Raw genomic sequence first — 14,614 nt, forward strand, 5'->3', positions numbered from 1 at the left:
GAGGGCGGAAAAGCAGATTGTCGATCTTGACCTTGCTGATTGGACTTCTTGGGAAGCCCCCTCGCAGTAGGTTGTAAGCGTTACACAGAGCCCGGGGAGGTTCATTGATGATGTTGTACGATAAATCCCAAGAGAGGGACAACTGTGGTTTCGGCCTGATTGCCCATATTGAAGGCGAACCTAGCCACAAGGTAGTGCGTACTGCGATCCACGCACTGGCTCGTATGCAGCACCGTGGTGCTATTCTCGCTGACGGTAAAACAGGGGATGGTTGTGGTTTGTTATTGCAAAAACCTGACCGTTTTTTCCGCATGGTGGCGGAAGATCGCGGTTGGCGCTTAGCTAAAAACTATGCAGTAGGGATGATGTTCCTCAGTCAGGACGAAGAGCAGGCCCGTGCCAGCCGCCGTATTGTTGAAGAGGAGCTGCAGAACGAAACACTGTCTATTGTCGGTTGGCGTGAGGTTCCCACCAACCCGGATGTGCTGGGTGAGATAGCGCTCTCTTCTTTACCGCGTATTGAGCAGATTTTCGTTAATGCTCCCGCAGGCTGGCGTCCACGGGATATGGAGCGTCGCCTTTTTGTCGCCCGCCGCCGTATTGAGAAGCGTGTGGAGGATAATGACTTTTATGTCTGCAGTTTCTCCAACTTGGTGACGATCTATAAAGGCTTGTGTATGCCTGCAGATCTACCGCGCTTCTATCTCGATTTGGCAGATCTGCGTTTGGAATCTGCTATTTGCCTGTTCCATCAGCGTTTTTCTACCAATACCGTGCCGCGTTGGCCTTTGGCGCAGCCATTTCGCTATCTGGCGCACAACGGTGAGATCAACACCATTACCGGTAACCGCCAGTGGGCGCGGGCTCGTGCCTATAAATTCAAAACGCCACTGATTCCGGATCTGCGCGATGCCGCGCCGTTTGTCAATGAAACCGGTTCTGACTCCAGTTCGCTGGATAATATGCTGGAACTGTTCCTCAGTGGGGGAATGGACTTAATCCGCGCTATGCGCCTGTTGGTGCCACCAGCTTGGCAAAACAACCCGGATATGGATGCTGACTTACGCGCCTTCTTTGACTTCAACTCGATGCATATGGAGCCGTGGGATGGCCCGGCAGGTATCGTGATGTCCGATGGCCGCTATGCAGCCTGTAACCTGGATCGTAACGGTCTACGCCCGGCACGTTATGTGATCACCAAAGATAAATTGATTACCTGTGCGTCAGAAGTGGGTATTTGGGATTACCAGCCCGATGAAGTGGTGGAAAAAGGCCGTGTAGGTCCCGGTGAGTTGATGGTGATTGATACTCGCACGGGTCAGATTTTGCATTCTGCTGAAACCGACAATGACCTGAAAAGTCGCCACCCCTATAAAGAGTGGATGGAGAAAAACGTTAAGCGTCTGGTGCCGTTTGAAGATCTGCCGGATGATCAGGTGGGCAGCCGTGAAATGGATGATTCCACCCTGGAGACTTACCAGAAGCAGTTTGGTTACAGCAGTGAAGAGCTTGAGCAGGTGGTTCGGGTGTTGGGGGATATGGGCCAGGAAGCAACCGGTTCAATGGGGGACGATACCCCATTTGCGGTGTTGTCCAGCCGTCCTCGCATTATTTATGATTACTTCCGCCAGCAGTTTGCCCAGGTGACTAACCCACCTATCGACCCATTACGTGAAGCGCATGTGATGTCATTGGCCACCAGTATTGGTCGTGAAATGAACGTGTTCTGTGAAGCCGAAGGTCAGGCCCACCGTTTGAGCTTTAAATCCCCGATTCTGCTGTATTCAGATTTCAAGCAGCTCACCACGCTGGAAGGTGAATACTATCGAGCCGATATTCTTGATCTGACCTTTGATCCGGCAGAAGCAGAATTGGAGCAGGTTATCCGTTCGTTGTGTGATGAAGCAGAGAGTAAGGTGCGTAGTGGGGCGGTATTGCTGGTGCTGTCTGACCGCGCTATCAGCAACCAGCGTTTGCCTGTTCCTGCACCGATGGCCGTGGGGGCGATTCAGACCCGGCTGGTGGAAAAGAGCCTGCGTTGTGATGCTAACCTTATCGTAGAAACCGCCAGCGCCCGTGATCCTCACCACTTTGCGGTGCTGTTGGGTTTTGGTGCCACCGCAGTTTACCCCTATTTAGCTTATGAAAGTTTAGCCAAGCTGGTAGATGACCGGGCGATCGATAAAAAACACCGCGATGTGATGCTGAACTACCGCAATGGCATCAATAAGGGGCTCTACAAGATCATGTCCAAAATGGGCATTTCCACCATTGCCTCTTACCGTTGCTCGAAGTTGTTTGAAGCGGTTGGCCTGCACCGTGAGTTGTCTGACTTGTGTTTTCAAGGGGTGGTCAGCCGTATTGGCGGTGCCAACTTTATTGATTTTCAACAAGATTTGCAGAATTTGAGCAAGCGCGCCTGGCTGAAACGTAAACCGTTGGAGCAGGGCGGGTTGCTAAAATTTGTTCATGGTGGGGAATATCACGCTTATAACCCTGATGTTGTCAATTCATTGCAGCAAGCAGTACACAGTGGCGAATACCGTGATTACCTGGCCTATGCCAAGCTGGTAAATCAACGCCCAATAGCCACGTTGCGTGACTTGTTGGCCATCAAACCGCAACAGACGGCTATTCCGGTTGAGCAGGTTGAAGCGGCTGAGTCACTGTTTAAGCGCTTTGATACGGCGGCGATGTCCATTGGGGCACTCAGCCCGGAAGCACACGAATCACTGGCGATAGCGATGAATAGCCTGGGGGGCTTCTCCAATTCCGGTGAAGGGGGTGAAGATCCAGCGCGTTATGGCACTAACAAAGTGTCTCGTATCAAGCAGGTGGCGTCCGGCCGTTTTGGTGTCACCCCGGCTTACCTGATTAACGCTGATGTGATCCAGATTAAAGTGGCTCAAGGGGCCAAGCCCGGTGAAGGGGGGCAATTACCCGGGGATAAAGTTACCCCTTACATTGCTAAATTACGTTATTCCGTACCGGGCGTAACGCTGATTTCACCACCTCCTCATCACGATATTTATTCCATCGAAGATTTGGCTCAGTTGATCTTTGATCTTAAGCAGGTCAACCCACAGGCCATGATTTCGGTGAAGCTGGTTTCAGAGCCGGGGGTCGGGACTATCGCGACCGGGGTGGCGAAGGCCTATGCTGATCTGATCACCATTGCTGGCTATGACGGTGGTACGGGGGCCAGTCCGCTTTCATCGGTCAAGCACGCAGGTTGCCCGTGGGAACTGGGGCTGGTGGAAACTCAGCAGGCGCTGGTGGCTAATGGTCTGCGTCATAAAATTCGCCTACAGGTGGACGGCGGCCTGAAAACCGGTGTTGATATTGTTAAAGCGGCGATCCTGGGGGCAGAAAGCTTTGGTTTTGGTACCGGGCCGATGGTGGCGCTGGGTTGTAAGTACCTGCGAATTTGTCACCTGAATAACTGTGCGACAGGGGTTGCGACCCAGGATGAAAAATTGCGCCGTGATCACTATCACGGTCTGCCAGAGCGGGTGGTTAACTATTTCCACTTTATCGCCCGTGAAACCCGCGAAATTATGGCGGAATTGGGTGTTAGCCAACTGGTTGACTTGATTGGCCGCACCGATCTGCTTAACGAACTGGATGGGATTACGGCGAAACAGAGCAAGCTGGATCTGTCGCCGTTGCTGCAAACCGCGACACCTCATGCAGGTAAAGCGCCGTTTTGTACCGAAAGCAGTAACCCGCCATTCGATCACGGCGTGCTAAACAAAGCGTTGCTGGCGCAGGCGTTGCCGCATGTTGAAGCTAAGCAAAGTAAGACGCTCTACTTTGATATCTGCAATACTGACCGTTCAGTTGGCGCAACCCTGTCAGGGGCGATTGCCGCGCGGCATGGTGACCAGGGCATCGCTGCCGACCCGATCAAAGTGCATTTTTCCGGGACTGCCGGCCAGAGTTTTGGTGTATGGAATGTCGGTGGGGTTGAACTGACCCTGACCGGGGATGCCAACGACTATGTGGGTAAAGGGATGGCCGGTGGCCGTATTGCCGTGCGTCCGCCGGTGGGGTCATTCTTCCGCAGTCATGAAGCGAGCATTGTGGGTAACACCTGCTTATATGGTGCCACCGGGGGCAAGCTGTTCGCGGCAGGCCGTGCGGGTGAACGTTTTGCGGTGCGTAACTCCGGCGCCATTACCGTGGTAGAAGGAATTGGCGATAACGGTTGTGAATACATGACCGGGGGGATTGTTTGTGTCCTCGGTAAAACCGGTATTAACTTTGGTGCGGGAATGACCGGCGGTTTCGCTTATGTCTTGGATGAAGACGGTGAGTTTCGTAAACGTGTTAACCCAGAACTGGTGGAAGTCTTGGCTGTTGACCAACTGGCCATCCATGAAGAACACCTGCGTGGTTTGATTACCGAACATGTCCAGGCGACCGGTTCATCACGCGCAGAAGAGATCCTGGCGAATTGGCCGGAATGGGCAGCGAAGTTTGCGCTGGTCAAACCGAAGTCCAGTGATGTGAAGGCATTGTTGGGTCACCGTAGTCGCAGCGCCGCTGAGCTGCGGGTTCAGGCACAGTAAGAGGTCATATTGAATGAGTCAGAATGTTTATCAATTTATCGACCTACAGCGTGTTGATCCGCCAAAGAAACCGCTGAAGATCCGTAAAGTCGAGTTTGTTGAGATTTACGAACCGTTTTCAGAAACCCAGGCGAAAGCACAAGCTGACCGTTGCCTGTCATGTGGCAACCCTTATTGTGAGTGGAAATGCCCGGTTCATAACTATATCCCCAACTGGCTGAAGCTGGCGAATGAAGGGCGGATTATGGAGGCGGCGGATCTGGCGCACCAGACCAACAGCCTGCCAGAGGTTTGTGGCCGCGTTTGTCCGCAAGATCGCTTGTGTGAGGGATCCTGTACGCTGAATAGCGAGTTTGGTGCCGTCACCATTGGTAACATTGAGCGTTATATCAATGATAAAGCCATCGAAATGGGGTGGCGGCCAGACATGACTCATGTTCATCCCAGCGGTAAGACGGTGGCTATCATTGGGGCAGGCCCGGCGGGCTTGGCTTGTGCGGATGTGCTGGCGCGTAACGGTGTGAAGGCGGTGGTTTATGATCGCCATCCAGAAATCGGTGGCCTGCTCACTTTTGGCATTCCCTCGTTTAAGCTGGAAAAAGAGGTGATGATCAAGCGTCGCGAAATTTTCAGCACCATGGGTATAGAATTCCAGCTCAATACGGAAATCGGTAAAGATATCGCCATGGATAAACTGCTGAGTGATTACGACGCGGTGTTCGTTGGTGTTGGCACTTATCAGTCGATGCGAGGCGGCTTGGAAAACGAAGCTGCTCCGGGCGTTTATGATGCACTGCCGTACCTGGTCGCCAATACCAAGCAGTTGATGAAGTATTCTACACAGCCGGATGAGCCTTATATCGATCTGTCCGGCAAACGTGTTGTGGTACTCGGTGGTGGTGATACCGCGATGGACTGCGTGCGTACCGCTATTCGCCAGGGGGCGACACAGGTTACCTGTGCCTACCGCCGTGATGAAGTCAACATGCCGGGGTCCCGGCGTGAAGTGAAAAATGCGCGCGAGGAGGGGGTTGAATTTAAATTCAACTTGCAGCCATTAAGCATTGAGGTGAATAGTGCTGGCCGTGTGGCGGGGATTAAAATGGTGCGCACACAATTAGGAGCTGCGGATGCCAACGGTCGCCAGGTTGCTGAACAAGTGTCCGGCTCAGAGCATGTGATTGATGCTGATGCGGTCATTATGGCCTTTGGGTTCCGGCCTCATTCGATGGGGTGGTTGAGTGAGCAAGGGGTACAGTTTGATGGGCAGGGCCGTATATTGGCACCGGAGTCCGTTGATTGTGCTTTCCAGACCAGTAATCCTAAAATCTTCGCTGGTGGTGATGCCGTTCGTGGTTCTGACTTGGTGGTCACGGCGATTGCCGAAGGGCGCAAGGCTGCTGAGGGGATCCTCAGTTATCTCGAGGTTTAGTAGTGTATTAAGCCCTCTTTTTGCAGAGAGTCTAAGCACAGCTCGACAAGGCAGAGGCACCTTTTGGGTGCCCTCTGCTCAACCGAGTTGGTGTCTGGTACTCAAACGAAATAGTGGGCGATTTCAAGATAACGTTGGCGGATATGTTCGATCAGCAGCCGGATCTTGCGGGGTGGCTGGCGGGTAAAAGGATAGACCGCATAGATACCAAGTTTCTTGCCGACCTGATCCAAAAGCAGTTCTACCAGGTCCCCATTCATTAGGTCGTGATAGACCAGACAGCGTGGCACATACACAATGCCATGTCCTCCTAGCGCGGCTTTGCGCAGGGCGCCAGCATTGTCAGTTGAGAAATTGCCAGAAACCGACAGCAGATAGTTACCATGCTTGCCTTTGAAAGCCCATTCTGATGCCCCGGTACTCTGGTAGAGGTAATGCAAACAGTTATGAGTGAGTAAGTCATTAGGTTCATGGGGGATGCCGAAGCGCCGCACGTAGGCTGGTGCCGCGCAGATCACCCATTGTGAATCCAAGATGTGACGGGCAATGAGGTTTGAGTCGTCCATAACACTGGTGCGGATCACCAGATCAAATCCTTCCTCCACCAGATTGACAAAACGGTTATCCAGCGACATGTCTACAGTCAATCCTGGGTGCTGTTGGCAGAATTCTGCCACCGCATCAGCCAGTAGCAACTCCCCTGAAATCGTCGGTACTGATATGCGCAGATGACCGGTGAGTTTTTCTCCGTATCCGGCAACCGCATCGAAGGTTTCAAGTGCGGCAGCCTTCACATTTTTCGCACCTTGATAGAGCGTTTTACCTGCTTCACTCAGGGTCAGTTTTCGGGTGGTGCGATAGAACAATTGCACCCCAAGTTGTTCTTCAAGGCGCCCAATTCGTTTACTAACCACTGAGTTTGTAAGGGAATACTGCTCAGCAACCTTGCTGAAAGAGCCGGCTTCTACAACGTGAGCAAACAGAATAAGGTCATCAGTACTGGCCATATTAATCCACTTTTGGAAAAAATATTATTCATTATCTCCATATATCGTTTAAATCGAACAGAGTAAAGTCACTTTTGCATAACAAAATAGCAACAAGGCGGGCGCAGTAGCGCCACCCTGAATAAGGATGCAATGATGACGGATACCCTACAGGCCTTGATGGCCTTTTCGCCTATCGTGGTAAGTGGCGTGCTTTTGGTCGGTTTTAATTGGTCAGCCAAGCGGACCATGCCGATTGCCTTTCTGTTAACTGTATTGATCGCCCTGTGGGGGTGGCAGATGAGCCCGAACAGGGTGCTTGCCTCGACCTTGCAGGGTTTGGTGATTACGCTGACCGTTTTGTGGATCGTATTTGGCGCCATTCTTATGCTCAATACGCTTCAACACACCGGTGCTATTACGGCGATCCGAAGCGGTTTTAGCCATATTTCACCAGATCGACGTATTCAAGCCATTATCATTGCCTGGTGTTTTGGTACCTTTATTGAAGGTGCGTCTGGTTTTGGCACGCCGGCCGCCATCGCGGCCCCTCTGTTGGTGGCGATTGGTTTTCCGGCGCTTGCTGCCGTGATGCTCGGCATGATGATTCAGTCAACACCGGTCTCTTTTGGCGCCCTGGGAACCCCGATACTGGTGGGGATTAACAAAGGGCTTGATAGCCAAGCCATTAGCCAAACATTGGCGGCGGGAGGAAGTAGCTGGGACATCTATTTGCAGCAGGTGACAACTTATGTTGCGCTGATCCACGCGAGCATTGGTACCTTTATGCCCGTATTGATGGTGATGATGTTGACCCGCTTCTTTGGGCCTGGCCGCAGTTGGCGTGAAGGGTTGGCCATTTTGCCATTCGCTATTTTTGCTGGGTTGGCCTTTACGGTGCCCTATGCTTTGACCGGTATACTGCTCGGCCCAGAATTTCCTTCACTGGTGGGTGGCTTGGTTGGGTTGGTCTTGGTAGTTACCGCTGCGCGTTATGGTTTTCTGGTGCCGAAAAAGCATTGGGACTTTGCGCCAGAATCTCAATGGCCTGCGGTGTGGCTCGGCTCTATCAAATTCGATCGAAAAGCGACTACCGAACGCCCTATGTCGTTAACATTAGCTTGGCTGCCTTACGTGCTGTTGGCTCTGTTGTTAGTGGCAAGCCGCATCATCCCTGAGTTTAAAACCTTGTTACTGTCAGTGAATCTGGCTTTCAACGATTTACTGGGCGAAAAAGGGGTCGGTGCCTCCATTGAGTTCCTTTACCTACCTGGCGGGCTTTTGGTGTTTTGTGCGGTGATGGCAAGCCTTATGCATTGTCGCTCACTGGCACCCGTGGGTAAGGCGCTGGGCGAGTCAGGGCGTACGCTGATCGGTGCTGGTTTTGTGTTGCTGTTTACTGTCCCTATGGTGCGTATTTTCATTAACTCAGGTGTTAATGGTGCTGATCTTGCCAGTATGCCGGTGGCTACCGCTAACTTTGCTGCAGGTTTGGTTGGCGAGTTTTTCCCTATGCTCAGTGCCACTATCGGCGCGTTGGGGGCCTTTATTGCTGGCTCTAATACCGTATCGAACATGATGTTTAGTCAATTCCAGTTTGAAGTGGCTCAGACTCTTGGGATTTCTACTGTGGTTATGCTGGCTCTGCAAGCGGTAGGTGCGGCAGCGGGTAACATGATCGCTATTCATAATGTGGTCGCTGCCTCAGCCACTGTCGGCTTGCTTGGAAGAGAAGGGGTGACGCTGCGCAAGACCGTGCTGCCGACGTTATCTTACCTTTTAGCGACCGGTCTTATCGGTTTGTTATTGATTTACGGTTTCCAGGTAACTGATGTATTGATGCAGTTAAAGTAAGGAGAGAACACGATGAAGGTCATGCGCGTATATCCTGCCAAGCCTGCTGATGTATACCTTTACGCGACCTGTTTGGTGGATCTGTTTGAACCACAAGCAGGAGTTGATGCGATCACTTTGCTTGAACGTGAAGGCGTCAATGTACACTTTGTGCCGAAACAGACCTGCTGTGGCCAACCTGCTTATACCTCGGGTTATGAGGACGAAGCGCGAGCGGTGGCAACCAGCCAGATGGCGTTGTTTCCTGAGCCTTGGCCTGTGGTGGTGCTTTCTGGCTCTTGTGGCGGAATGATGCACCATCATTATCGGCGGTTGTTTCCTGACAGTGGCGCAGTGGCCGCTTTTTGTGATCGCGTATTTGAGCTTACCGAGTTTCTGGTAAACGTTTGTCGGGTGCGCTGGTTTGGCGTGGGAGAGGCGCGAATTGTGATGCATACGGCTTGCTCGGCGCGGCGGGAGATGCAGGTGCATACCACAGCGCGCAGCCTGCTGGAGCAGTTAGCGGGGGTCACGTTACTTGAACAGGCTGAAGAGAGTGAGTGTTGCGGTTTCGGTGGTACCTTCTCGGTTCGACATCCGGCGATTAGCGAGGCGATGGTGGAAGACAAAGTTCGCCATCTGCAGAATACCGGAGCAGAAATGTTAGTGAGTGCTGACTGGGGATGTCTGCTGAATATCAAGGGGGCCTTGGCTTATCAGGGGAAGGTGTTACCCGCTCAGCATCTGGCCAGTTTTTTGTTGGCTCACAGCCAGCGGCAGGAGAGGGTTCCCAAAGAGAGTGAACAGAGCAACCCGGTATTGACTCATCACAAAGAGGGGGGAAAGGATGAGTACACAGGCTAAATTTTCACCCCGCAATTTCCATCCGCAGGCGGAGGCAGCGTTGGCGGATCCGGTGTTGCGTCAGAATTTTCGTGGAGCGATGGATTACCTTCGCACTAAACGACGAGAGGCGTTTGCTGACCCGGCGGAAGAAGCGGCAGTGCGTGATGCTGCTGAGCAGATCCGCCAGCGCTGTCTCTCGCATTTGCCGGCATTGCTGGAACAACTCGAAGCACGCTGTCAGGAGAATGGTATTCAGGTGCACTGGGCGCAGACGCCAGATGAAGCGAATACCATCATTTATGAGATAGCACAGCGTCACCAAGTGCAGACTATTGTCAAAGGTAAGTCCATGGTGAGCGAAGAGGTGGGCTTCAACCATGCGATGGCTGCTCATGGCATCCACTGCCTGGAAAGCGATATGGGGGAGTATATCGTCCAACTGGATGGTGACGCCCCTTCTCACATCATCATGCCGGCTATCCATAAGAACATACAGGAAGTCAGCGATACCTTTGTTGAACACCTTGATGGCTTTACCCCTACCCATGATGTGGATGCGTTGATTCAGACTGGGCGCAGGGCATTGCGTGAACAATTTCGCCGAGCCGATATGGGGTTATCGGGCGTTAATTTCGCGGTCGCTGAAACCGGTACCCTCTGTCTGGTGGAAAACGAGGGTAACGGCCGTATGTGTACCACCATACCGCGAGTACATGTCGCCATTACCGGAATTGAGAAAGTGGTGGCGTCGTTGAGTGATGTGCCCCCGCTGTACAGTGCGTTGACGCGATCGGCCACCGGTCAGGCTATCACCACCTATTTCAATCTGATCAGTGGTCCGCGTCGCCCAGGGGAGCTTGATGGCCCAGACGAGGTGCATTTGGTGCTGCTTGATAATGGCCGTAGCCAAGCTTATCAGGACCCGGCTTTGCGTCAGACCTTGCAGTGCATTCGTTGTGGTGCCTGCATGAATCATTGCCCAGTCTACACCCGTATTGGCGGCCATGCTTATGGTACGGTCTACCCCGGCCCTATCGGCAAGATAATCTCTCCTCATTTGCTGGGGCTTGAGAACACCCAACATCTGATCACCGCCTCCAGCTTGTGTGGCGCCTGTGGTGAAGTGTGTCCAGTACGTATTCCGATTCCTGATTTGCTGCAGCGCTTGCGGCGTGAAGCCAAACACCCTGCGGCACCAGGCCATTTACCGCTCGCTGGGCAGGGTAAAGCAGCCAAACCGATTGAACGTGTTTTGATGCGGGGGTTTGCCGTGCTAGCCACCCATCCGCGCCTCTATCATACTTTCACCGCGATTATCGCTCGTTTTCAGCGCCTGATACCGAAACACCTTGGCCCTTGGACGCGTTGTCGGCAGGTGCCTAAACCCGCGCCCAAGAGCCTGAATACTTTGCTGCGCCAACAAAGAAAGGAGTGACAGATGTCCAGTAAGGCCGCTATTTTAAACCGTTTGCGCAGCGCTAATGTTGCCCCGCTTCCTGTTTATCCCTCTCAGTGGCAACCTTGGACGGGGGCTGATGATAGTGCTAGAAGGCAACGTTTTTGTATGGCTATCACTGCAGCTCATGCTGAAGTCCTGAGCGTAAAGCACGGGTTGCTTGCTCAGAAACTAGGGGAGTGGCTCAACCGTGAGCAGATAACGACCCTGGTTTGTGGCCGAGGAGGACGCTGGGAGAACGCGGTGAATGAGGCTATACAGGGGTGTGACGTATTACGCCCTGAGGGAGAGTTTGCTGAGTGGAAAGAGGCGTTGTTTGACCGCTGCCAGGCGGGCATTACTCATTGTTATGCCGCTATTGCTGATACCGGCACGTTAATCTTGTTGCCGGACGCCGGAGAGCCACGTACGCTTTCGTTAGTGCCCCCCTGCCATATTGCTTTGCTCGCAGCCTCTACGCTTGTTGACAATTTTGCTCAATGGGTAGCGAATAACGCTTTCGAGCAGGGGATGCCGACAAATTTATTGCTGATATCCGGTCCATCGAAAACAGCCGATATACAGCAGACGTTAGCCTATGGCGCTCATGGTCCGAGTCGCTTACTGGTGATATTAGTGGAGGATTGTTGATGGGCTGGCATGATTTTGATACTGCATTACAAACACGAATTCCCGCCGAGCGCATCATTCGAGACCCGGATCTTCGTCTCGCCCATGGTACCGACGCCAGTTTCTATCGGTTGATACCGGAGCGCGTGGTACGCCTTGGCTCGCTGGATGAAGTTCGTTTTGTTTTGGGCGTGTGCCGAGAACTTAATTTGCCCTGTACTTTTCGTGCTGCGGGCACCAGTCTTTCTGGGCAGGCGCTCAGTGATTCGGTGTTGATCACGTTGACCGATGAATGGCGTGGCCAGCGTATTTTGGATGATGGCAGCCGTATTGCCCTGCAACCCGGGGTTATTGGTGCTGATGCTAACCGCTATCTGGCACCGTTTGGCCGCAAAATAGGCCCTGATCCTGCCTCCATCAATGCTTGTAAGCTCGGCGGTATCGCTGCTAATAATGCGAGTGGTATGTGCTGCGGTACGGCACAAAACAGCTACCATACTTTACATGCCATGACGTTGTTACTGGCGGATGGTACGTTACTGGATAGTGCTGATCCTCAAAGTCGTCTCGCCTTTGCTGCTGCGCGCCCGGATCTGATCAATGGCCTTGCGGCTTTGCGTGCTGAGGTTCTGGCCAATGAAGCCCTTAGCGCTAAAATTCATCATAAATACCGTCTTAAAAACACCACGGGATACGCTATCAATTCCTTGGTTGATTTTGAAGATCCCATCGACATATTGACTCATCTGATGATCGGTTCGGAGGGAACCTTAGGGTTTATCGCCGAATTGGTGCTTGATACCGTGCCAGAACATCCTTTCAAGGCGTCTGCGTTGTTGATCTTTAAAGACGCTGAACAAGCCTGTCTGGTGACTTCACGTCTGCGTCAGGAGCCTGTTGCGGCTGTGGAGTTGATGGATGGGCGCTCATTACGCGCTGTGGCCGGTAAGCCGGGTTTGCCCGACTCTATCAACGGCATGAGTCTTGCTGCCTGTGCCTTGCTGGTGGAGGTGCATGGGCAAAATGAGGCGCAATTGAACGCGCGCTGTGAGCAGGTAATGGCGTGCGTTGCCGCGTTTGAACCTTTGTCATCACTCCCTTTTACTCGAGACAGTGATCCGCTTTGGGCGATCCGTAAAGGGCTTTTCCCAGCGGTAGGTGCCGTGCGTACAACGGGTACCACGGTCATCATTGAAGATGTGGCTTTTCCTGTTGAGCGGTTGGCTGAAGGCGTGGTTGAACTACAACAGTTGTTCGACCATTTCGAATACCACGAAGCAATTATCTTCGGCCATGCGCTGGAGGGAAACCTGCATTTTGTCTTTACTCAGGGGTTTGAGGACCCAGATCAGGTGGTGCGTTACGGTAAATTTATGGATGCAGTTGCCGAATTGGTGGCGGTTCGCTTCGGGGGTTCCCTCAAGGCTGAGCATGGTACCGGACGCAATATGGCACCTTATGTGGAGTTGGAGTGGGGGCCGGAAGGGATGAGCTTGATGCGACGCATCAAGGCATTACTCGATCCAACAGGCCTGCTTAATCCTGGTGTGATTATCAACGATGATCCGCAGGCGCATTTGACTCATCTGAAACCGATGCCAGCCAGTGATGCCATTGTGGACCCCTGTATTGAATGTGGTTTTTGTGAAGCGGTGTGCCCCTCACGCACGCTATCATTGTCACCACGTCAGCGTATTGTGCTCTATCGGGAACTAGCTCGGCGTGAACGTAGTGGGGAGTCCACTGAACAACTTGCCAAGCTTTTTGACTATCAGGGCGTGGAAACCTGTGCCGCGACCGGATTATGTGCTGACCGTTGCCCCGTGGGCATCAACACCGGCACCTTGATAAAAAAACTGCGTAGTGAAAAATATCGCCGTTTTGTCCCTATTGCTCGCTGGAGTGCGGTGCATTTTGCCGGTATCACCAGTGTGGCTCGCAGCACACTGAAGCTCAGGGGGATAGTCAGTAAAATCGTGGGTGAACGCCCGCTGGCAGGTCTGGTTAATGGTGTACGGCGTATGAGTGGGCAGCGTACTCCCGCTTGGCTGCCGACGTTGCCGGGGCCGAGTCGTTACCAGTTACAAAGTGAAAAGGTGCTGCTCAGTGAAGAGGCGGAGCGGGCAGTGGTTTATATGCCTTCGTGTGCGAGTCGTGTCTTTGGGCAACAGAACGACGCACCGGCTTTACCCGAAGTGGTAAAATCGCTGCTCGCCAAAGCAGGCTGTCGGGTGATTGTTCCAACAGGTCTTGATGGGCTTTGTTGCGGCATGCCGTTTGACAGTAAAGGAATGAGCGAGATTGCAGAAACCAAACGTCAGGGGTTGGCTGAGGCGTTGTGGCAGGCAAGTGAGTCAGGCCGCTGGCCAGTGCTGTTGGATACCAGTCCCTGTGTTCAGCGGTTACTGGTAGGTGAACGAGCGGAAGGGAATGGCAGGGGGCTGCGGGTTTTTGAACCGGCTGCTTTTGTGCTTGAGCATCTGATGCCTTATCTAACAGTGACGCCCATTGATGAAACGGTGATGCTGCATGTGACTTGTAGCAGCCGGCGCATGGGTTTGGAGAGCACCATGCTTGCGGTAGCCAAAGCTTGTGCCCGAGAAGTGGTCGTGCCGGAATTCATCCAGTGTTGCGGTTTTGCGGGTGATAAGGGGTTGATGACACCTGAGTTAAACGCCTCTGCGCTATCGAGCTTGCGCCATCAGGTGCCTACTGACTGTCGCCAAGGTTTTAGTAATAGCCGTACCTGTGAGATGGGGTTGAGCCAGCATGCCGGTATCCCCTATAACAATATTTTGTATTTGGTGGATCAGGCTGCTGATTGACCCATTGGGTTTTGGCGATTGCCAAGGTGATCGTCAAGCATGCTTGCAACTGTGGG

Annotated in this window: 8 protein-coding genes; 7 read left to right on the forward strand and 1 reads right to left on the reverse strand. The window is 52.9% G+C overall.

Annotated features, from left to right (window positions below; all coding sequences use genetic code 11):
* Positions 1-110: 110 nt before the first annotated feature.
* Both gltB and ACX9GV_RS00520 read left to right on the forward strand, forming a co-directional pair.
* The gene (gltB, locus tag ACX9GV_RS00515; RefSeq protein WP_473197938.1) at positions 111-4,571 is read left to right on the forward strand and encodes a glutamate synthase large subunit; all 4,461 of its coding nucleotides are present in this window, start codon (positions 111-113) and stop codon (positions 4,569-4,571) included.
* A gap of 13 nt (positions 4,572-4,584) precedes the next feature.
* Positions 4,585-6,003, forward strand: coding sequence for a glutamate synthase small subunit (locus ACX9GV_RS00520; protein ID WP_473196679.1), 1,419 nt, complete (start codon positions 4,585-4,587; stop codon positions 6,001-6,003).
* Between the two features lie 101 nt (positions 6,004-6,104).
* Here the strand turns inward: ACX9GV_RS00520 and ACX9GV_RS00525 are convergent, their stop codons facing one another.
* Positions 6,105-7,010, reverse strand: coding sequence for a LysR family transcriptional regulator (locus ACX9GV_RS00525; RefSeq protein WP_473196680.1), 906 nt, complete (start codon positions 7,008-7,010; stop codon positions 6,105-6,107).
* A gap of 132 nt (positions 7,011-7,142) precedes the next feature.
* Here ACX9GV_RS00525 and ACX9GV_RS00530 point away from each other — a divergent pair, with 132 nt between their 5' ends.
* Genes ACX9GV_RS00530 through ACX9GV_RS00550 form a run of 5 tightly spaced genes read left to right on the forward strand, consistent with a single transcriptional unit; the run spans position 7,143 to position 14,558 of the window.
* Positions 7,143-8,843 (forward strand): L-lactate permease, encoded by a 1,701-nt coding sequence (locus ACX9GV_RS00530; RefSeq protein WP_473196681.1) that lies wholly within the window; start codon positions 7,143-7,145, stop codon positions 8,841-8,843.
* A gap of 12 nt (positions 8,844-8,855) precedes the next feature.
* On the forward strand, positions 8,856-9,686 hold the full coding sequence (locus tag ACX9GV_RS00535) for a (Fe-S)-binding protein (protein ID WP_473196682.1): 831 nt from the start codon (positions 8,856-8,858) through the stop codon (positions 9,684-9,686).
* The gene (locus tag ACX9GV_RS00540; RefSeq protein ID WP_473196683.1) at positions 9,670-11,103 is read left to right on the forward strand and encodes a LutB/LldF family L-lactate oxidation iron-sulfur protein; all 1,434 of its coding nucleotides are present in this window, start codon (positions 9,670-9,672) and stop codon (positions 11,101-11,103) included. The genes ACX9GV_RS00535 and ACX9GV_RS00540 overlap by 17 nt, the downstream gene beginning before the upstream one ends.
* Before the next feature lie 3 nt (positions 11,104-11,106).
* Positions 11,107-11,754: a LutC/YkgG family protein gene (locus ACX9GV_RS00545; protein WP_023489383.1), complete on the forward strand. Its 648-nt coding sequence runs from the start codon at positions 11,107-11,109 to the stop codon at positions 11,752-11,754.
* The gene (locus ACX9GV_RS00550; RefSeq protein ID WP_473196684.1) at positions 11,754-14,558 is read left to right on the forward strand and encodes an FAD-binding and (Fe-S)-binding domain-containing protein; all 2,805 of its coding nucleotides are present in this window, start codon (positions 11,754-11,756) and stop codon (positions 14,556-14,558) included. Before ACX9GV_RS00545 ends, ACX9GV_RS00550 begins: the two co-directional genes overlap by 1 nt.
* The last annotated feature ends 56 nt before the right edge of the window (positions 14,559-14,614 follow it).

The sequence above is a fragment of the Serratia sp. 25CWL12 genome (assembly GCF_055790885.1).